Here is a 20,011-nt window from a genome sequence, read left to right as displayed (position 1 = left end):
TCGTGAACGCATCGACGGGCGGCTTGTTTGTCATCGTGTTGGCACTGATCTGTGCCAATCTGCCGTTCGTCAATCAACGCGTGTTGGCCCTGGTGCCGGCACGCTGGCCGCGCAAGCCGTTCTGGCTGCGCGGTACCGAGCTGATCGCCATGTATGTTGTGGTGGGGTTGATCGGCTTCGGCATTGAATCGAGCCAGGGTAATGCCTTCCCGCAAGGCTGGCAGTTCTACGCAATCACTGCTTGCCTGATGTTGGTGTTCGCGTTTCCTGGCTTTACGTGGCAATACCTGGTTCGCCACTCCCGTTGATCACCCGCCGGGCAGGCACCCGCTGTCTCGGCATGAGAGAGCGCCATGTCCGATAGCAATCCCGCATCCACGTTCCCCGCATCCGCAGACATGACGTCTGACCCGGATGCCGGCCTGCGCGAGACACAGGTCGCATCGGCCTTGATGCATCAGGGTAAGTTCCTCACGCTCAAGCAGGACATCGTCCGCTTGCCGGACGGCCGCAACGCCAGCCGCGAGTACCTGATCCACCCGGGCGCGGTCATGATGATCCCGCTGTTTGACGACGGCACTGTGCTGATGGAGCGGCAGTTCCGCTACCCGGTCGGCAAGGTGATGATCGAATTCCCCGCTGGCAAGCTCGACCCGCAAGAGGGCGCGCTGGCGTGCGGCAAGCGCGAGCTGATTGAGGAAACCGGCTACACGGCTGAACGCTGGGACTACCTCACTCGCATCCACCCGGTCATCTCATACTCTACCGAGTTCATTGACATCTATCTCGCGCGTGATCTCGAACAGGGCGAGGCGATGCTCGACGAAGGTGAGTTTCTTGAGACCTTTATCACGCCGGCGGGCCAGTTGATCGACTGGGTGCGTGAAGGCAAGATTTCTGACGTGAAGACCATTATCGGCACGTTCTGGCTCGAGAAGATTCTGTCGGGTGCGTGGACGCCAGGTGCTGTCTGAGCCTCTTGTATAGTCGTCTGGTCAAGCCGTCTTCCTGCTGTCGTTACTATAGCGAACGGTCGTGCGAAAAAATTAGCACGACCGTTCACAAATTTTCGAATCGGGGATACACTCATCCCCATGCGCTGGACCGATCATGAAAGTGCTGGATCTCCGTTGTGCCAATGACCACCGCTTCGAAGGCTGGTTCGGTTCCGATGCCGACCTGCAATCGCAGCAGGAACGCGGGCTGCTGACGTGCCCGGTTTGCGGTCACAACGAGGTTGAGCGCCTACCGAGTGCGCCGCGCCTGAATCTGTCGTCGTCACGTGCGGAGGCCGCCCAGAAGGGGGGCGCCACCAAGACAGGCGAAGGCGAGGGTGGTGTGCCCGCAGCCCTGCAACAGCTCTACCTGAAAGCCGTGCGCCATGTCCTGGCCAACACCGAGGACGTCGGCGACCGGTTTGCAGAAGAGGCGCGTCGCATGCATTACGACGAGGCGCCGGAGCGGGGCATTCGCGGGACGACGTCTCGGGAGGAAGCGCAGGAGCTGGCAGAGGAAGGCATCGAGTTGATGCCGCTGCTGGTGCCGGATGCGCTCAAGCAGCCCGTGCACTAGTCGCCCGATTCAGGTCCGCGCCGGTCCGATAGAACGTGCTCCGCCGATTTGCCACGGCGGAGCGCCAACCACAGGAGACAGGCATGGATCTGAACTACTCGGCGGCCGATGATGCGTTCCGCCAGGAAGTCCGCGGCTGGCTGCAAGCCAATCTGCCGAAGGACATTCAAGACAAGGTGTTGAATCACCGCCGCCTGAACCGCGAAGATTTCGTTCGCTGGCACAAGGCACTGGCGGGCAAGGGCTGGTCGGTACCGCACTGGCCGGTCGAGTGGGGCGGTACCGGCTGGTCCCCCATCCAAAAGCATATCTGGGACGAAGAGTGCGCGGAGATCGGCGCGCCCGGCGTGCTGCCGTTCGGCGTCAGCATGGTTGCGCCCGTGATCATGAAGTACGGCAACGAAGCGCAGAAGCGCTACTTCCTGCCGCGCATCGTCGATTGCACCGACTGGTGGTGCCAGGGCTACTCCGAACCCGGCTCGGGCTCGGACCTGGCCTCGGTCAAGACGCGCGCCGTGCGCGAGGGCGATCACTACATCGTCAACGGCCAGAAGACCTGGACCACGCTCGGCCAGCACGCCGACATGATCTTCTGCCTCGTCCGCACCGACCCGGACGCCAAGAAGCAAGAGGGCATTTCGTTCCTGCTGATCGACATGAAGACGCCGGGCATCACCGTGCGCCCGATCATCATGCTGGACGAAGAGCATGAAGTGAACGAGGTGTTCTTCGACAACGTGAAGGTGCCGGTTGAGAACCTCATCGGCGAAGAGAACCGCGGCTGGACCTACGCCAAGTACCTGCTCGGCCACGAGCGCACCGGCATTGCACGCGTCGGACACTCTAAGCGCGAGCTGGCGTTCCTCAAGCGCGTTGCGCAGCAGCATCAGAAGAATGGCAAGCCGCTCCTGCAGGACCCGGTATTCGCTGCCAAGGTGGCATCGCTGGAGATCGAGCTGATGGCGCTGGAGATCACTGTGCTGCGCGTGGTGTCGAGCGAGAACGCCGGCAAGGGCCCTGGCCCCGAGGCTTCGCTGCTCAAGATCAAGGGCACGCAGATCCAGCAGATGCTGACCGAGCTGATGGTCGAGGCTGTGGGGCCGTATGCGCAGCCGTTCGACCCGAGCTATCTGGAGGGCGAGATCACGCAAGCCGTGACCGGCGACAACGATGCGGCACCGCTCGCGCCGTACTACTTCAACTATCGCAAGACCTCCATCTACGGCGGGTCGAACGAGATCCAGCGCAACATCATCTCGCAGATGATCCTCGGCGTCTGATCAGAACGGATAACGGAGACAACTATGGATTTCTCGTTCACCGACGAACAGAAGCAACTGGCCGATGCCGTGCGCCGCTTTGTCGACAAGGACTACGGCTTTGAAGCGCGCAACAAGATCGTGTACTCGCCCGAGGGCGTGTCGCAGCGTGCGTGGGACAGCATCGCCGAGTTGGGTCTGACTGCGCTGCCGGTGCCGGAAGCGCAAGGTGGTTTCGACGGCCGTGCAATGGACCTGCTGGTGGTGATGCAACAACTGGGCCGCGGCCTGGTCGTGGAGCCGTATCAGGCCACCGTGCTGGGCGCGCAGGCGCTCAAGCTCGCGGGTGGTCAAGATGCGCTGCTGGAGCAGGTGGCTGGTGGTGCCGTCAAGCTGGCCATCGCTTTTGGTGAGCGTCAATCGCGCTACGAACTCTTCAACGTTGCCACGCGCGCTGCGCAGCAGGGCAGCGGCTGGACGCTCTCCGGCGAGAAGGCAGTGGTCGTGCACGGCGCACAGGCCGACAAGCTGATCGTTTCCGCACGCACGGGCGGCGAGGCACGCGATACCGCTGGCCTGTCGCTGTTCGTGGTTGACCGCGACGCCGCAGGCGTGACGGTCAAGGACTATCGCACGATCGACAACCTGCGCGCTGCAGACATCCGCTTCGACAACGCGCCGGCAACGCTGCTGGGCAAGGCCGGCGACGCATGGGAAACCATCGACGCGGTAGCCGACCTGGGTTGCGTGCTGCTGTGTGCTGAAGCGGTCGGGCTGATCGACGCGCTGAACGCCGCCACGCTGGAATACACCAAGACGCGTCAGCAGTTTGGCGTGCCCATTGCGCGCTTCCAGGCGTTGCAGCATCGCATGGTCGACATGTTCATCCACGGCGAGCAGGCGCGTTCGGTTACCTATCTTGCCGCCGCGCACTTTGAAGATGGCGATGTGGAAGCACGCCGCCGCTATGTATCGGCAGCCAAGGCGCGCGTTGGCCAGGCTGCGCGTGATGTGGGCCAGGAAGCAGTGCAACTGCATGGCGGCATGGGCGTGACGAACGAACTGCCGGCTGCGCACATGTTCAAGCGGCTGACGATGATCAACACCACGCTTGGCGACGTGGATCATCACCTGGCACGCTTCGCGTCGCTGCCGGGTTTCCAACACGCAGCGTAATGGCATCCTTCAGCGCCCCGCGTTCTCGCGGGGCGTTGTCATTTTGAGGAGAGATCGAGATGAGTGAAAACAGTCGGGCAGAGACAACGCTACCGTACGCGTTTTACTTCGATGACTTTGAAGTGGGTCGTACGCTGGAAATGGGCACATACACCGTCACCGAAGAGGAGATCCTGACCTTCGCCCGACAATATGATCCGCAGCCGTTCCACATCGATGCAGAAGCGGCCAAGCACAGCATCTACGGCGGCATCATCTCAAGCGGCTGGATGACCTGCGCGATCATGATGCGACTGATGGTGACGGGCTTTCTTGGCAAGGCGGCCAGCATGGGCTCGCCAGGCGTGGACGAAATCCGCTGGATGAAACCGGTGTACCCAGGTGACACGCTGTCGGTATCGAGCACGTGCATGGAGATCAAACCGTCGCAGTCGAAGCCGGATCGTGGTGTGGCGGTCAATCGCTGGGAAGCGCGCAACCAGCGTGGTGAGCTGGTCTGCACGGTCACGGGTATGGGCCTGTTTGGCCGCCGCCCGAAAGCCTGAGCGAATCGAATATCACATCGAACAACAACAAGGAGACAACCCAGATGCGCATCATCGAGTCGCTCGACGAGCTGAAAGGATTGATTGGCCAGGAGGTTGCGGTCAGCGATTGGACCGAGATCACGCAGCAGCAGGTCAACCTGTTTGCCGAGGCGACGGGCGATCACCAGTGGATTCACGTGGATGTGGAGCGCGCCAAACGGGAGTCGCCGTTTGGGGCGCCGGTGGCGCATGGCTTTCTGACGCTCTCGCTGCTGCCGATGCTGATGGCGAACGCGATCGAGATGCCGGACGTGAAGATGGGCGTGAACTACGGTCTGAACAAGGTTCGCTTCACCGCGCCGGTGCCTGTGGGTAGCCGTGTGCGCGCACGCGTGAGCCTGGTGGAGATGGAAGCGCTGCCGCCGCTGCCCAATGCACCCACACTCACGGGCGCGCAGATGACCTGGGCCGTGACCATCGAGCGGGAAGGGCAGGAGCGTCCGGTGTGCGTGGCGGAGTCGATCTCGCGACGCTATTCCTGAAAGACTTTCCCATCTGTCTGAAAGGGCCGGCGCAATGCCGGCCTTTTTTTCTTGTTGCGCTCTCCTTGCGTTTGGCTGGTTTTGTGCTTGTCTGCGCGTGCCCCATGCATGCGCATCACCCGAGCTAAATGCGCGCAACTGGCGCGGCTTTGGCACCGTTTTGGCGCGGATTTCCCATCCGGTGAGCGGAAAGTGATGGCACGGTAGTTGCACTTTAGGCATCCGGGAGTCGTTCTCGCCACCAATAGACCCAAGGAGCCGCAATGAAACGTCGTGAGCTGTTGAAGCTGTCGGCAGTCGCCGCAGCAACGGTGTTGTCCCTCTCGTCCATGCCGAACCTCGCGTTTGCTCAGGCAAAAGAGCCGATCAAGGTCGGCATCCTGCATTCGCTCTCGGGCACCATGGCCATCTCCGAAACGTCGCTCAAAGACGTGGCGCTGATGACCATCGACGAGATCAACAAGAGCGGCGGTGTGCTCGGCCGCCAGCTGCAGCCGGTGGTGGTGGACCCGGCTTCGAACTGGCCGCTGTTTGCCGAGAAGGCCCGCGGGCTGCTGACGCAGGACAAGGTCGCCGTCACGTTCGGCTGCTGGACGTCGGTGTCGCGCAAGTCGGTGCTGCCGGTGTATGAGGAGCTCAACGGCCTGCTGTTCTACCCAGTGCAGTACGAAGGCGAGGAGATGTCGAGAAACGTCTTCTACACGGGGGCTGCACCCAACCAGCAGGCCATTCCGGCCGTGGAATACCTGATGAGCAAGGAGGGCGGTGGCGCCAAGCGCTTCTTCCTGCTGGGCACCGATTACGTGTACCCGCGCACGACCAACAAGATCCTGCGCGCCTTCCTGCACAGCAAGGGCGTGAAGGACAGCGACATCGAAGAGGTCTACACGCCGTTCGGCCACGCCGATTACCAGACCATCGTCGCCAACATCAAGAAGTTCTCCCAGGGTGGCAAGACGGCCGTGATCTCCACGATCAACGGCGATTCGAATGTCCCGTTCTACAAGGAACTCGGCAACGCCGGCCTGAAGGCGAAGGACGTGCCGGTGGTCGCGTTCTCGGTGGGTGAAGAAGAGCTGCGCGGCATCGACACCAAGCCGCTGGCTGGCCAGCTTGCAGCGTGGAACTACTTCATGTCGGTCAAGAACCCGGTCAACGACGATTTCAAGAAGAAGTGGGCCGCGTGGGTGAAGGCCAATAACCTGCCGGGCGGCGACAAGCGTGTCACCAATGACCCGATGGAAGCCACCTACGTCGGCATCATGATGTGGAAGCAGGCCGTCGAGAAGGCCGGCACCACCGACGTGGACAAGGTGCGCCAGGCAATGTACGGCCAGCAGTTCAAGGCGCCGTCGGGCTTCACGCTGGTGATGAACAACAACCATCACCTGAGCAAGCCCGTGATGATCGGCGAAGTACGTGGTGACGGCCAGTTCAACGTGGTGTGGAAGACGCCGACAGTGATCCGCGCCAAGCCGTGGAGCCCATACATTCCGGGCAACGAGGGCAAGCCTGACATGGTTGCAAGCAAGTGATGTAGTCAGGCGGGCAGGTCACGTGACGCACGTGGCTTGTCCTTTGAACGACGCTGTACGACGTGGCGGAGCGGCCTCAACCCCGGCCGCCACGCATCGGATTGCCATGATGCGCTTGTCCCGCTGGTTGTCTCATTCCTTTGCTGCGCTGCTGTGTGCGCTTTGTCTGGCTGCAACGCCCGCTGTATCGGCATGGGCTGCCGGGCAACCTCCCGTCTCGCTCAGCCAGGCTGATCTCAAGCCGTTGGCCGAAGATGACTTCGATGCCAAGGTGAAGGCGCTCAACGCACTGACTGCCGCGCCTGCTGAACAGGCTGGCCCCATCCTGCAGGCTTTGCAGAACGATGCGCTGTTCTTCGCGCCCGCTGTTGGCATGGTGCGCCAGGATGGTGAACGCTATCTCGATGCAGTCTCTGGCCAGCCGGTGACGGTCAAGGCAGACGATCTGCAATCCCTCACGCTGAACAACGCGTTGCGTTCGCAAGTCGATAGCGCCGCGAGCGGCTTCGTCTTGCAGTCACCCGACCGCGCCGTGCGTGCGCAAGCCGTCGACACGCTGCTCGCGCATCCGGAGACGGCCTCGCGCCCGATCGTCGATGCGGCACGCAAGCACGAGACCGATCCTGAACTGCGCACCAAGCTGCATCTGCTGTGGGCCAATCTCGCACTCGACGACGGCACGCATGCCGAGAAGCTCGAAGCACTCAAGCTGCTGGGCTCGGATACCAACCCGCAGACGCGCCAGCACATCGCGCCACTGCTCGCCAAAGACAGTGGGGCGGATGACGAACTGCGCGCGGCGGCACAGCAGGCACTCGATAGCCTGTCGGCACAGGAGCGCAAGGCCGAGCTGATCGGCAACCTGTTCGCTGGCCTGAGCCTGGGCTCGGTGCTGCTGCTCGCTGCACTGGGGCTGGCCATCACCTATGGCCTGATCGGCGTCATCAACATGGCGCACGGCGAGTTCCTGATGATCGGCGCGTATGCCACCTACGTGGTGCAGACGATCTTCCGCCACTACTTCCCGAACGCATTCGACTGGTATCTGCCGGCAGCACTGCCTGCGGCATTTCTGGCGGCGGCCATGGTCGGCTTTGCATTGGAGCGGCTTGTGCTGCGTCATCTGTACGGTCGTCCGCTGGAAACGCTGCTTGCCACCTTCGGGATCAGCCTGTTGCTGATGCAGGCCGTGCGCTCGATCTTCGGCGCACAGAACGTGGAGGTGGCCAACCCGAGCTGGATGAGCGGCGGCATTGCGCTGTATCCGGGCCTGATCCTGCCGTACAACCGGCTCGTGATTTTGCTGTTTGCACTGGCAGTGGTGGCGATTGCATGGGCCGTACTCAACCGCACGCGCCTGGGCTTGTTCGTACGCGCCACGACGCAGAACCGCACGATGGCCGCCTGCGTGGGCGTGCGCACGTGGAAGGTGGACAGCTACGCTTTCGCTTTCGGTGCGGGCATTGCCGGGCTGGGTGGCTGCGCGCTTTCGCAGATCGGTAACGTCGGGCCGGATCTCGGTCAGAGCTACATCATCGATTCGTTCATGGCCGTGGTGCTGGGCGGGGTGGGGCAGTTGGCCGGCACCATCATTGGTGCGTTTGGGCTGGGGCTCATCAACAAGTTCATTGAGCCGTTCTACGGCGCGGTGCTGGCGAAGATCATCGTGCTGGTGCTGATCGTGCTGTTCATCCAGAAGCGTCCGCAGGGCCTGTTCGCCCTCAAGGGCCGCAGCGCGGAGGCCTGATCCATGACGACCAAGTTCTCTCTCGATATTCCGGCGCGCATGCCGTTGCTGTCGCGGCGCGGGTGGTCTGCGCTGGTGCTGGTGTCTCTCATCGTCTGCATCGGGGCACCGGTGTGCGCGCTGCTGGTGCCGGAGGGCAGCCCGCTGCATCTGTCGGCGTATGCGCTCACCTTGATCGGCAAGATCATGTGCTACGCACTGGCGGCATTGGCGCTTGATCTGGTGTGGGGCTACTGCGGCATCCTGAGCCTCGGCCATGGCGTGTTCTTCGCGCTGGGCGGTTACGCGATGGGCATGTACCTGATGCGCTCGATCGGCCGGGACGGCGTGTACAAAAGCGACCTGCCGGACTTTATGGTCTTCCTCGACTGGAAGGAGTTGCCCTGGTTCTGGCACGGCACCGAGCATTTCGCCTGGGCCATGCTGCTGGTGATTCTGGTGCCCGGCGTGCTGGCTTGGCTGTTCGGCTTCTTCGCCTTCCGCTCGCGCGTGAAAGGCGTGTACCTGTCGATCATCACGCAAGCGATGACGTATGCGGCCATGCTGCTGTTCTTCCGCAATGAAACGGGCTTTGGCGGCAACAACGGCTTTACCGATTTCAAGCGCATTCTTGGCTTCCCGATTGCCGCGTTGTCGACCCGCACGGTGCTCTTTGTCGCGACGTTTGTGGCGCTGGTGCTGGCATTCATCGCCTGCCGCGCGATCGTCACCTCCAAGTTTGGGCGCGTGGTCACGGCCATTCGTGATGCCGAAGCGCGCGTGATGTTCTCCGGCTACAACCCGCTCGGCTACAAGCTGTTCGTGTGGACGTTCTCTGCGGTGCTGTGTGGCATTGCAGGGGCGCTGTACGTGCCGCAGGTCGGCATCATCAACCCAGGCGAGATGTCGCCGGGCAACTCGATCGAGATGGCCGTGTGGGTGGCCGTGGGTGGGCGCGGCACGCTTGTCGGCCCGATCATCGGCGCGTTCCTCGTCAACGGGGCCAAGACGCTGCTGACGGCGTGGGTGCCGGAGTACTGGCTGTTCGTGCTCGGGGCGATCTTCGTGCTGGTGACGCTGTATCTGCCGAACGGCGTGCTGGGGCTTTGGGCCGGGCTGCGCGTACAGAAGCGCGTGCCCACGCAAGCCAAGGCGCCCGAAGCTACGGCAGCCACCGCCGCACCCCCCGCCGGAGACCACGCATGAGCACCTTTACCGAACTCCCCGACCGCGCGGAAACCGGCACCGCCACCGGCATGGGCCACCTGGTCGAGCCGGACACGATTGATGTCTCGCACGGCGCCATCCTGTATCTCGAAGACGTGACGGTGCGCTTTGGCGGCTTTCGCGCGCTGAACGCGCTCACGCTGTCGATCGACCACGGCGAGCTGCGCTGCATTATCGGCCCCAACGGCGCGGGCAAGACCACGATGATGGACGTGATCACCGGCAAGACCGGCCCGCGCAATGCGGATGTCACGGGCCGGGTGTTCCTTGGTCAGAGCATCGACCTGCTGCGACTGACCGAACCTCGCATCGCGCAGATCGGCATCGGCCGGAAGTTCCAGAAGCCCACCGTATTCGAGCAGCACACCGTGTGGGAGAACCTCGAACTGGCGATGAAGGCTGACAAGCGCTGGTGGGTGTCGCTGCGCGCCCGATTGCTGAATGACGGCCGCCAGCGCATCGAAGAAACGCTTGGCCGCATCCACCTGGAAGCAGAGGCGTATCGGCCTGCCGGCCTGCTCTCGCACGGGCAGAAGCAGCGGCTGGAGATCGGCATGCTGCTGATGCAGCAACCGCAACTGCTGCTGCTCGATGAGCCCGTCGCCGGCATGACGGATGAGGAGACGATGCAACTGGCCGCGCTGCTCAACGGCCTGCGTGGCTCGTGCTCGATCATGGTGGTCGAGCACGACATGGAGTTCGTTGCCGCGCTGGCGGGGGAGAAGGGGCGCGTGACCGTGCTGGCCGAGGGCAGCGTCCTGGCCGAAGGCACGCTCGATGCCGTCAAGCGTGACGAGCGTGTCATTGAATCGTATTTGGGGCGTTGATATGTTGCAGGTCCAGCAACTGAACCAGTTTTACGGCGGCAGCCACATCCTGCGCAATGTCAGCTTCGAGGTGCCGGCAGGCAAGCTGACCACGCTGCTCGGCCGCAACGGCGTGGGTAAGACAACGCTGCTCAAGTGCCTGATGGGCGTGGTGCCCACTGCCAGCGGCGCGATCGATTGGGAAGGGCACGCCATCCAGAAGCTGCCCGCGTATGAGCGGGTCTCCCAGGGCCTCGCCTATGTGCCGCAAGGCCGCGAGATTTTTCCGCGCCTGACGGTGGAAGAGAACCTGCTGATCGGGGCTGCCGCCAAGCGCGCGCCGTCCAAGGTGCCCGATTCGATCTATGCGCTGTTTCCGGTGCTCAAGGAGATGAAGGGGCGGCGCGGTGGCGATCTGTCCGGCGGCCAGCAGCAGCAACTGGCGATCGGCCGCGCGCTGATGAGCGAGCCGCGCCTGCTGATCCTGGACGAACCGACCGAGGGCATTCAGCCGTCGATCATCCAGGAGATCGGCCGCACGTTGCGCCGTCTGGTGGACGAATTCGGCATGTCGGTGCTGCTGGTCGAGCAGTACTACGATTTCGCCCGCAGCATTGCGGATCGCTATGTCGTCATGAGCCGTGGCGAGGTCATCGCCCAGGGCGACGGCGCCAACATGGAAGCCGATGGCGTACGCGACTTGGTCGCTGTTTGACGCACAGGTGTCTTGCAGAAAAAGTCGAGTGCGAAACCTGCGGCATCTGGCTATGATGAGAAAAATCCTAGCTGCAGTGCAGCACCACTGATGCGCCATCCCGATTTTCCTGTTCCGCCGCAGACCGATTCTTTCGCGTCCTGGGAAGCCTCCCTGCGGCTGGCGTTTGCGCGCCGGGGGGAGCGGACCGTGCTGGCGTCGTGCCAGCATCGCGGGCCATTGCGGGTGCAGAAAGCGCTGTATCCGGAAGGCGAGGGGGTGTGCCATGTGGTCATGCTGCACCCGCCAGCAGGCATAGCCGGCGGCGATGTGCTCGACATCGACATCGAGTTGGATGCAGGCGCCCACGCATTGCTGACTACGCCGGGCGCGACCAAGTGGTACAAGTCGCTCGGCCGCACGGCTACGCAGCGCGTTGCCATCCGCGTGGATGAAGGCGGGCGGCTCGACTGGCTGCCGCAGGAGAACATCGTCTTCAACCAGGCGTGCCCGATCATTGATCTGATGCTGGATCTGGCCCCCGGCGCCACCGCCATCGGCTGGGATACCACCATGCTCGGCCGACACGCCGCCGGCGAGTCATGGGCCGAAGGCCGCATCGCCATGCACACGGCATTGCGCTGCAACGGCCAGCCATTGTGGATCGAGTCCGCAGCGTTTGATGCGCAGTCGCCCGTGCTGAGTGCGACGACAGGCATGTCCGGTTTTCACGTCGTCGGCACGCTTTGGGCGGTGGGCGAGGGCGCGACTGAAGCCCTGGCCGAGGCGATGGCCGAGCACCTGCCGTACAACGACACCCTCCGTGCTGGCGTGACCTGCATCACCCAGGACGCGCCCGGCCTGCCAAACGTTTTGCTGCTGCGCGTGCTCGCACGCCGGCCCGAAGATGTGCGCGCCTTGCTGTCACAGACCTGGCTGGCGCTGCGTGAACCGATGCATGGTGTGCCAGGCCGTCCACTGCGACTCTGGGCGACGTGACCCTGCGCCGTCTAACTGAACTCCCATAGACCCTCACCGAAGAGAGCCCCACGTGGAACTGACCCCGCGCGAAAAAGACAAGCTGCTGATCTTCACCGCCGCCTTGCTGGCCGAGCGCCGCAAGGGCCGTGGCCTCAAGCTCAACTACCCGGAAGCCGTTGCCTTCATCAGCGCCGCCATCATGGAAGGTGCGCGTGACGGCCGTACCGTGGCCGAGCTGATGCACTACGGCACCACGCTCCTCTCACGCAATGACGTGATGGACGGTGTCGCCGAGATGATTCCCGACATCCAGGTCGAAGCCACGTTTCCCGACGGTACCAAGCTGGTCACCGTTCACCACCCGATTGTTTGATCGCCAATTACAGAACGAGTCCTGCCATGACACACACCCTGTCTCGCATCGTGCGGCCTGCTGTTGCCATTGCGCTTACGCTTGGCGCTTCCATCGCCTTCGCGCACCCGGGGCATCCGGGCCATACCGCCGAGGGCAGCCTGCTCGCCGGTTTCCTGCACCCCTTGACGGGAGCCGACCACCTGTTGGCGATGGTGGCCGTGGGCGTGTGGAGCGCACTGGCCTCGCGTTCGGTGCGTGATGCACTGTGGGCGCCCGTCGCCTTTGTCGCGCTGATGGTCATGGGCGCCATGCTTGGCGCGGGCGGCGTGGCCCTGCCGATGGCCGAGCCAATGATCGCCGCATCGCTGCTGGTGTTCGGTTTGCTGATCGCTGCACGCGCGCAGATGCCCACGTGGGCTGGTGCGCTCTTGTGTGGCGCGTTCGCGCTGTTCCACGGCTACGCGCACGGCACGGAATTCCCGGCTGGCGCACAGGCCATGTTCCCGTACTTCGTCGGTGGCTTTGCCGTGGCGACGGCGCTGCTGCATACCGCGGGCATTGGCGCAGGGTTTGCGCTCAAGCCGCGCCTGGCGTGGCTGGCGCGTCTGTCGGGCGTGGGCGTGGCGCTGTACGGCGCGGGCCTGCTGGTGGCTGCGGTCTAAGGGCAAGAGGCGCAATCATGATCCCCGGCGAACTCCTGCCGCAAGACGGCGACCTCGAATTGAATGTGGGCCGCCCCACGTTGACGGTGACGGTGGCCAACACCGGCGACCGCCCCGTGCAGATCGGCTCGCACTACCACTTCTTTGAAGTCAACGACGCGCTGCGCTTTGATCGCGATGCCACGCGCGGCTACCGGCTCAACATTGCCGCTGGCACCGCCGTGCGCTTCGAGCCGGGACAGGAACGCACGGTCGAACTCGTGGCGCTGGCCGGTGATCGCGTGGTCTACGGCTTTGCTGGCCGTGTGATGGGCAAGCTTTGATCGAGGCACGGACATGACACTGAAAATCTCCCGCCGCGCCTATGCGGAAATGTTCGGCCCCACCACGGGCGACCGACTGCGCCTGGCCGACACCGACCTCATCGTTGAAGTCGAACGCGACTTCACCATCTACGGCGAAGAAGTGAAATTCGGCGGCGGCAAGGTCATCCGCGACGGCATGGGCCAGAGCCAGCGCGAATCGAAGGACTGCGCCGACACCGTCATCACCAACGCGCTCATCATTGACCACTGGGGCATCGTCAAGGCCGACATCGGCTTGAAGAACGGTCGCATCTCCGCGATCGGCAAAGCGGGCAACCCCGACATCCAGCCCGGCGTGACCATCGTCATCGGCCCCGGCACCGAGATCATCGCGGGCGAGGGGATGATCGTCACCGCCGGTGGCGTCGACACGCACATTCACTTCATCTGCCCGCAGCAGATTGACGAAGCGCTCAACAGCGGCGTGACGACGATGATCGGCGGTGGTACCGGGCCGGCCACCGGCACCTACGCCACCACGTGCACATCCGGCCCTTGGTACATGCAGCGCATGCTGCAGGCCGCCGATGCGTATCCCATGAACATCGGCTTTCTGGGCAAGGGCAACGGCAGCCTGCCGGGCCCGCTGCGCGAGCAAGTCGACGCGGGTGCCATCGGCCTGAAGCTGCACGAGGACTGGGGCTCCACGCCTGCCGCCATCGACTGCTGCCTTGGTGTGGCCGACGACACCGACACGCAGGTTGCCATCCATACCGATACGCTGAACGAATCAGGCTTTGTGGAAGCGACCGTTGCCGCGTTCAAGGGCCGCACGATCCACACGTATCACACCGAAGGGGCGGGTGGCGGGCATGCACCCGACATCATCCGCGTGTGCGGCGAGTCGAACGTGCTGCCGTCGTCCACCAACCCGACGCGGCCGTTCACCGTCAATACGCTGGACGAGCACCTCGACATGCTGATGGTATGTCACCACCTCGATGCGTCCATCGCTGAAGACATCGCCTTTGCCGAAAGCCGCATCCGCCGCGAGACCATCGCCGCTGAAGACATCCTGCATGACCTGGGTGCGTTCTCGATGATCTCCAGCGATTCGCAAGCCATGGGTCGCGTGGGTGAAGTGGTCCTGCGCACCTGGCAGACCGCGCACAAGATGAAGGTGCAGCGCGGCAAGCTGGCGGGTGACCCGAACGATGCGCGCGGCGGGCATGACAACTTCCGCGTCAAGCGCTATGTGACGAAGTACACGATCAACCCGGCGCTTACGCATGGCATTGCGCATGAAGTTGGCTCGGTTGAAGTCGGCAAGTGGGCGGACCTGGTGTTGTGGAAGCCGGCGTTCTTTGGGGTGAAGCCCAGCCTGATCCTCAAGGGCGGCATGATTGCCTCCGCTGCGATGGGGGATGCCAATGCGTCGATCCCGACGCCGCAGCCTGTGCACTATCGGCCGATGTTCGGGGCTGCGGGTGGGGCGTTGGGGCGCACGTCGTTGAGCTTTCTGTCGCAGTCGGCGGCTGCCGCTGGTGTGGCGGAACAGTATGGGCTTGCGAAGACCACGGCGGTGGTCAAGGGCACGCGTACTGTCAGCAAGGCGGACATGATTCATAACGACTGGCAGCCGGATATCAGTGTGGATCCGGAGACGTATCAGGTGGTGGCCGATGGTGTGGTGCTGACGTGTGAGCCGGCTGAGGTGTTGCCGATGGCGCAGCGGTATTTCTTGTTCTAGTGAGGGGTGGGGTGGGCTTTTTTTTTTTTTGTTTTTGGTCCATCCCTTGTATCGTCCCCTGCCGGGGCCGACTCACTTTTCTTTGTCTTGCCAAAGAAAAGTAAGCAAAAGAAAGGCGCGCCCGAGATGGCGACTTCCCCTTGGATTTGTGCAACCGGGCGGAGACGGGGAAAACTCGCTGCGCTCAGACAGTTCCCCGTCTTTTTTCCGCCCGCTTACAAAAATCCAAGGCGCCATCAAGGGCAGGAACGTCAAAGGCCAAACCGACGGTGAATAAGTGGAAGCGGTGAGGCAAGCCGGAAGAGGTGCGGAGCAAGAGAGGGCCGTGGCAGCCAAGCAGAGTGAATGAGATCGATAAGGCAGGGGACAAAGACAGTGCAAGACAACGTGGAGCACTGGCAAACGATGGTGTGCTTTACCCCTGCCCTATGCGGCGCCTTGAATTTCTGTTGCAAGGAGGAAAAAGAGTGCAGGCCTGTTTGAGCGTAGCGAGTTGCCTGCACTCCCTCCTTGCGACATAAATTCAAGGGGAAGTCGCCGCATCGGGCGCGCCTTTCTTTGCTTACTTTCTTTGGCAAGACAAAGAAAGTGAGTCGCCCCCGGCAGGGGGAGAAAGCAGGGATGTACCACTAGTGCCCAGAACCCAACATTGGAAGTCGAGAACCCAACATCCAAAGTTCAGAACTCCAAGTTTGAAGTCCAAAACCCCATGCTTGCAGTTCAGAACGCGAGCTATGCAGTCCGAAACACCAAGGTATGGGGTTCAGAACCCCAAAATCGGAGTCTGCAACCCGACGGTTGAAGTTCAGAACCCGGTATCCCGAGTCCAGAACTCCATGTTTGAAGTTCAGAACTGCGGCCCATGACGTTCAGAACCTCATGGTTCAAGTTCAGCAGTTGAAGTACGAATAGGCCCTGACAATGCTTTCGATCAACAAACATCTTCCCGCGCCGCATGGCCTGGCCCCCGTGCTGGTCAAGCGTGCGCCCAAGCTGGTGCTGCCGTTTCTGGAACGCAGCCGCAGCCGCCTGCGTGCCACGCTCGACGATGGCCTTGAAGTGGCGGTGGTATTGCCACGCGGTACGGTCATGCGTGGTGGCGACGTGCTCGTCGCAGAAGACGGCACGCTGGTGGAGGTGCAGGCCGCGCCGGAGCAGGTGCTGCGCGTGACCAGCGACAACCGCCTCGCACTGATGCGCGCTGCATACCACCTCGGCAATCGCCACACGCCCGTGCAGGTCAGCGCCGATGCCCTGCAGCTTGAAGCCGATCCGGTGCTCGAAGACATGCTCGTGCGCCTGGGTGTGACCGTCGCGCATGTGCAAGCGCCGTTCGAGCCGGAGGCGGGTGCCTACGGCGGTGGCCATCGCCATGGCCACGATGCAACCTTCGAAGAGGATTACGCCACTGCGCAGGCGCTGTTTCACGAGCATCACGGGCACGATCACGATCACGCGCATGACCATGGGCATAGTCATAGTCATAGTCATTCCCATGGCCATGACCACAGCCACGATCATGGTCATGTGCACGGCCCCGGCTGCGGCCATCACCACCATGACTAGCGTGGCCCAGCTGACCGCCTTGCTGCACCTGGCGTCCCCGGCGTTGCCAGTGGGCGCGTTCAGCTACTCGCAGGGGCTGGAGGCGGCGGTGGATGTGCGGCATGTGGGCGACGAGGCATCCGCTGCGAAGTGGATTGCCGAAGGGCTCGACGTGCTCGCTGCGTGCGAGGCGCCGCTGTGGTTGCTGCAGTTTGCCGACTGGCAGGCCGGTCGCTTCGATGCCGTGGCCGTGCGCGATGCGTGGTTTCTTGCCACGCGCGAGACGCGCGAACTGCGCTTGGAGACCTCGCAGATGGGCTGGTCGCTCAGTCGCCTGATCCAGCAGATGGAATGGGGCGATGATGCATTGCGCGCAGCGCTGTCGGCACGTGCGTCGGTGGCGTTTCCGACGGCATTTGCGGCGGCGGCGGCCGCGCTGAGCGTCGACCCGCACGACGGTGTGACGGCGTACTGCTTTGCGTGGGTGGAAAACCAGATGGCGGCGGCCGTGAAGGCCGTGCCGCTGGGGCAGGCGGCGGGGCAGCGCATTCTCTTTGGCCTGCATGCCGCGGTTGCAAACGCGGTGGAAGAAGCTACACGCCGCGCGGCGTGTCATCCGCCGGAACTGTCGACGTTCTCGCCGGGACTGGGTGTGCTGTCGGCCCGGCATGAGACCCAATACTCAAGACTCTTTCGTTCATGAACATCATGCGTACCAAGAAACTTCCAGCCCTGCGCGTCGGCGTGGGCGGCCCGGTGGGCTCCGGCAAGACCACGCTGCTCGAGATGCTTTGCAAGGCCATGCGTGAGCGCTACGACCTCGTGGCGATCACCAATGACATCTACACCAAGGAAGACCAGCGTCTGCTGACGATCTCCGGTGCGTTGCCGGCCGAGCGCATCATGGGTGTGGAGACGGGCGGCTGCCCGCACACCGCCATCCGCGAAGATGCGTCGATCAACCTGGAGGCCGTGGACCGCATGCTCTCCAAGTTTCCGGATGCGGACGTGGTCTTTATCGAATCGGGCGGTGACAACCTCGCGGCCACCTTCAGCCCAGAGCTATCGGACCTGACCATCTACGTGATCGACGTGGCGGGCGGGGAGAAGATTCCGCGCAAGGGTGGCCCGGGCATCACCAAGTCGGACCTGCTCATCATCAACAAGACGGATCTGGCTCCGTACGTCGGCGCCAACCTAGAGGTGATGGAAAGCGACACGCGCAAGATGCGTGGCGACCGGCCCTTCGTGATGTGCAACCTGCGGGCGCAGGGTGGGCTGGATGAGGTCATCCGCTTCATTGAGCGGCAGGGCATGCTGAGCGCTTCGGCCTCGGCTTGATGCGGCGGGCACTCGCTTGCAACGTGGCGAGTCAAACTGGCAGGGATGCTCGTTGCGGAGGTGGGTGATGAAGACGCTGCATGGAGTGGTACTGATTGCGGCGGCGTGCGCGGTTGCCGCGTGCGCGCCAGCTATCGTCGGGCCCTACTACACGATGGATGTGCAACTGGCTGATGGAAAGCCGGTGCGCTGTGCCGTGAATCAGCCAGCACAACTACCGAGTCCGCCGCCTGCGCCACTGAGCACCCGTGAGCGCAACGAAGCCGAAGTGCTGGCCACGCAACCATTGCGGTTGCAAAGCGGGCCGCGGGCACCGTATCCGACGGTGTACACGGCGCCTGATGTGCAGTGTTTTGCGTTATCGAGCTGAGACCGGAGCGTTCGCGTCAATACACCCCCGGAATCAGGCGCCAGGTTCGGGCGCGGTACGCGTCGTACTGTGCACCGAACTGCGATTGCAGCAGGGCTTCCTCCGCACGCATGCGCGCAACCAGCGGGGGAATCAGCAGCAGCGTCAGCACTACGCCGGCCAGCGCCCGGAACCCCAGGCCCCAGCCCAGCGTGCTCACCAGCAACCCGAGGTAGCTGGGGTTGCGCACGTATTGGTAGATCCCACCGGTGACCAGCGTATGGCCCGGCTGGATTGCCACCAGCCCGCTGAACCGGTTGCCCAGCACGTGCACCGGCCACAGCCGCAGTGCGCCGCCTGCAGCGTAGAGCACGACGCCCAGCCACCGCACGGCATCGCCGTCGATGCACCAGAAGTCATGCCGATCCGTGTAAGCCGGCAGCCAGGCACTGACGACGCCAATCAGGCCGAACACCGGCAGGACCCAGCGGTTGGATCGATCTTCGCGCTCACCTGCGCTGAGGTTGCCGCCTGCAAACAGCGCGGCAACCGTGAGGGCGATCGTCACCACCACCAGTGCCACGCGCGCGGGATTTGCGAGCAGGGGGCCAACGCCACCCCAGCCCCACGCCGCGAGCGCGAGGTAACCGAGTACCGAAATCACCGCCCCAACGCGAAGCTTGGCCGATGCCGCCATGACTGCCCCAAGAGAATCCGAATGCGCCCAGTGTAGGCCTCGTGCCTGATGGCTGCATTGATAGCGCCCAAAAGAAAAGGCCGCGCCAGATCACATCGCGCGGCCTGTTTCTTGAAGCAAAGATGCGCAATCAACGGCGCTGGTACTGCGTCGCGCCAAACAGCACTTCCTTGGCCTTGTCGTCCTGCAGGGCGGGCCGCTCCTTGGCCAGCACCTTCACCGCGCGTTGCACGGCCGGGCGTTCTTCAATGGCCTCGAACCAGCGCTGCAGCTTGGGGTAATCCGACAGCTCGATCCCCTGGTTCTTCCAGCTGCGCAGCCACGGCCACGTGGCGATGTCAGCGATGGAGTAGTCCGCGCCGCCCAGGTACTTGGATTCCGACAGGCGCTTGTCGATCACGCCGTACAGGCGCTTGGCCTCGTTGCTGTAGCGGTTGATGGCGTATTCGATTTTTTCCGGCGCGTAGATGCGGAAGTGGTGCGCTTGGCCGAGCATCGGGCCGACGCCGCCCATCTGGAACATCAGCCACTGCAGCACTTCGTACTTGCCGCGCACGTCTTCGGGGATGAACTTGCCGGTCTTGCCAGCGAGGTACAGCAGAATCGCGCCCGATTCGAACAGCGAGATGGGCTGGCCATCCGGGCCGTCCTGATCAACGATGGCCGGGATCTTGTTGTTCGGGCTGATCTTCAGGAAGTCGGGCTTGAACTGGTCGCCGGCGCCGATGTTGATGCCGTGAACGCGATAAGGCAGCTCGCATTCCTCCAGCATGATGTGCACTTTGTGCCCGTTGGGCGTGGCCCAGCTATAGACGTCGATCATCGAGTTGGCTCCTTGGCCTCTGGCAGAGAAGGGACGTGCAGGCCACCAGCAGCCCGCAAAAGTGTTCCATTCCAGCACAGAACGAAAAAACGCGCAGACGATGGGCGCGGACAAAAAAATCCCCGCTCAAGGCGGGGTT

At 63.1% G+C, this 20,011-nt stretch carries 23 protein-coding genes; 21 read left to right on the top strand and 2 right to left on the bottom strand.

The window, feature by feature from the left end; translation table 11 throughout:
• The first annotated feature begins 2 nt into the window (after window positions 1-2).
• The 21 genes from R2N11_RS00440 to R2N11_RS00340 all read left to right on the top strand — a co-directional run bounded on the left by R2N11_RS00440 (window position 3) and on the right by R2N11_RS00340 (window position 18,373).
• A complete protein-coding gene (locus R2N11_RS00440; protein WP_039597872.1) occupies window positions 3-308 on the top strand; it encodes a DUF2818 family protein in 306 nt (101 codons plus the stop codon).
• Window positions 309-353: 45 nt separating this feature from the next.
• Complete coding sequence (locus R2N11_RS00435; protein WP_316679756.1) at window positions 354-974, top strand: NUDIX domain-containing protein; 621 nt, start codon at window positions 354-356, stop codon at window positions 972-974.
• Between the two features lie 136 nt (window positions 975-1,110).
• Window positions 1,111-1,572 (top strand): DUF1178 family protein, encoded by a 462-nt coding sequence (locus tag R2N11_RS00430; protein ID WP_199031612.1) that lies wholly within the window; start codon window positions 1,111-1,113, stop codon window positions 1,570-1,572.
• A gap of 83 nt (window positions 1,573-1,655) precedes the next feature.
• On the top strand, window positions 1,656-2,852 hold the full coding sequence (locus tag R2N11_RS00425) for an acyl-CoA dehydrogenase family protein (protein ID WP_199031611.1): 1,197 nt from the start codon (window positions 1,656-1,658) through the stop codon (window positions 2,850-2,852).
• 24 nt (window positions 2,853-2,876) lie between these two features.
• Window positions 2,877-4,007, top strand: a complete 1,131-nt coding sequence (locus R2N11_RS00420; RefSeq protein ID WP_199031610.1) for an acyl-CoA dehydrogenase family protein — start codon at window positions 2,877-2,879, stop codon at window positions 4,005-4,007.
• A 59-nt stretch (window positions 4,008-4,066) separates the two neighbouring features.
• Window positions 4,067-4,552 carry a MaoC family dehydratase gene (locus tag R2N11_RS00415; protein ID WP_199031609.1) on the top strand — a complete coding sequence of 162 codons (486 nt, stop codon included), beginning with the start codon at window positions 4,067-4,069 and terminating at the stop codon, window positions 4,550-4,552.
• Between the two features lie 44 nt (window positions 4,553-4,596).
• Complete coding sequence (locus R2N11_RS00410; protein ID WP_199031608.1) at window positions 4,597-5,076, top strand: MaoC family dehydratase; 480 nt, start codon at window positions 4,597-4,599, stop codon at window positions 5,074-5,076.
• A gap of 263 nt (window positions 5,077-5,339) precedes the next feature.
• On the top strand, window positions 5,340-6,611 hold the full coding sequence (gene urtA / locus R2N11_RS00405) for an urea ABC transporter substrate-binding protein (RefSeq protein ID WP_199031607.1): 1,272 nt from the start codon (window positions 5,340-5,342) through the stop codon (window positions 6,609-6,611).
• Between the two features lie 106 nt (window positions 6,612-6,717).
• Entirely contained in the window at window positions 6,718-8,358 is a 1,641-nt protein-coding gene (urtB, locus tag R2N11_RS00400) for an urea ABC transporter permease subunit UrtB (RefSeq protein WP_316679755.1), read from the top strand.
• 3 nt (window positions 8,359-8,361) lie between these two features.
• Window positions 8,362-9,543, top strand: a complete 1,182-nt coding sequence (gene urtC, locus R2N11_RS00395) for an urea ABC transporter permease subunit UrtC (RefSeq protein ID WP_316679754.1) — start codon at window positions 8,362-8,364, stop codon at window positions 9,541-9,543.
• A complete protein-coding gene (gene urtD, locus R2N11_RS00390; protein ID WP_316679753.1) occupies window positions 9,540-10,391 on the top strand; it encodes an urea ABC transporter ATP-binding protein UrtD in 852 nt (283 codons plus the stop codon). The genes urtC and urtD overlap by 4 nt, the downstream gene beginning before the upstream one ends.
• A gap of 1 nt (window position 10,392) precedes the next feature.
• On the top strand, window positions 10,393-11,085 hold the full coding sequence (gene urtE / locus R2N11_RS00385; protein WP_199033230.1) for an urea ABC transporter ATP-binding subunit UrtE: 693 nt from the start codon (window positions 10,393-10,395) through the stop codon (window positions 11,083-11,085).
• 90 nt (window positions 11,086-11,175) lie between these two features.
• The gene (locus R2N11_RS00380; RefSeq protein WP_316679752.1) at window positions 11,176-12,063 is read left to right on the top strand and encodes an urease accessory protein UreD; all 888 of its coding nucleotides are present in this window, start codon (window positions 11,176-11,178) and stop codon (window positions 12,061-12,063) included.
• A gap of 52 nt (window positions 12,064-12,115) precedes the next feature.
• A complete protein-coding gene (gene ureA / locus R2N11_RS00375) occupies window positions 12,116-12,418 on the top strand; it encodes an urease subunit gamma (RefSeq protein ID WP_199031866.1) in 303 nt (100 codons plus the stop codon).
• Between the two features lie 26 nt (window positions 12,419-12,444).
• Window positions 12,445-13,062 (top strand): HupE/UreJ family protein, encoded by a 618-nt coding sequence (locus R2N11_RS00370; protein ID WP_316679751.1) that lies wholly within the window; start codon window positions 12,445-12,447, stop codon window positions 13,060-13,062.
• A gap of 17 nt (window positions 13,063-13,079) precedes the next feature.
• Window positions 13,080-13,385, top strand: a complete 306-nt coding sequence (locus tag R2N11_RS00365; RefSeq protein ID WP_316679750.1) for an urease subunit beta — start codon at window positions 13,080-13,082, stop codon at window positions 13,383-13,385.
• Between the two features lie 13 nt (window positions 13,386-13,398).
• Window positions 13,399-15,117, top strand: coding sequence for an urease subunit alpha (ureC, locus tag R2N11_RS00360; protein ID WP_316679749.1), 1,719 nt, complete (start codon window positions 13,399-13,401; stop codon window positions 15,115-15,117).
• 921 nt (window positions 15,118-16,038) lie between these two features.
• Window positions 16,039-16,683, top strand: coding sequence for an urease accessory protein UreE (gene ureE / locus R2N11_RS00355; RefSeq protein WP_316679748.1), 645 nt, complete (start codon window positions 16,039-16,041; stop codon window positions 16,681-16,683).
• Complete coding sequence (locus R2N11_RS00350) at window positions 16,676-17,365, top strand: urease accessory protein UreF (protein WP_316680017.1); 690 nt, start codon at window positions 16,676-16,678, stop codon at window positions 17,363-17,365. The genes ureE and R2N11_RS00350 overlap by 8 nt, the downstream gene beginning before the upstream one ends.
• A 5-nt stretch (window positions 17,366-17,370) precedes the next feature.
• The gene (ureG, locus tag R2N11_RS00345; protein WP_031329372.1) at window positions 17,371-18,003 is read left to right on the top strand and encodes an urease accessory protein UreG; all 633 of its coding nucleotides are present in this window, start codon (window positions 17,371-17,373) and stop codon (window positions 18,001-18,003) included.
• Window positions 18,004-18,070: 67 nt separating this feature from the next.
• Window positions 18,071-18,373: a hypothetical protein gene (locus R2N11_RS00340; RefSeq protein WP_316679747.1), complete on the top strand. Its 303-nt coding sequence runs from the start codon at window positions 18,071-18,073 to the stop codon at window positions 18,371-18,373.
• Between the two features lie 16 nt (window positions 18,374-18,389).
• Here R2N11_RS00340 and R2N11_RS00335 read toward each other — a convergent pair whose 3' ends face one another.
• Together R2N11_RS00335 and R2N11_RS00330 are read right to left on the bottom strand one after the other, a co-directional pair.
• Window positions 18,390-19,049, bottom strand: a complete 660-nt coding sequence (locus R2N11_RS00335) for a methyltransferase family protein (protein WP_316679746.1) — start codon at window positions 19,047-19,049, stop codon at window positions 18,390-18,392.
• Window positions 19,050-19,179: 130 nt separating this feature from the next.
• On the bottom strand, window positions 19,180-19,872 hold the full coding sequence (locus R2N11_RS00330) for a glutathione binding-like protein (RefSeq protein ID WP_199031859.1): 693 nt from the start codon (window positions 19,870-19,872) through the stop codon (window positions 19,180-19,182).
• Window positions 19,873-20,011 lie beyond the last annotated feature (139 nt).

It is taken from the genome of Ralstonia flaminis (genome assembly GCF_958415495.1).
Taxonomy (GTDB): Bacteria; Pseudomonadota; Gammaproteobacteria; order Burkholderiales; family Burkholderiaceae; genus Ralstonia; species Ralstonia flaminis.
The sequence above is the reverse complement of the archived record's forward strand: the minus strand, read 5'-3'. Positions and strand labels throughout refer to the sequence as shown.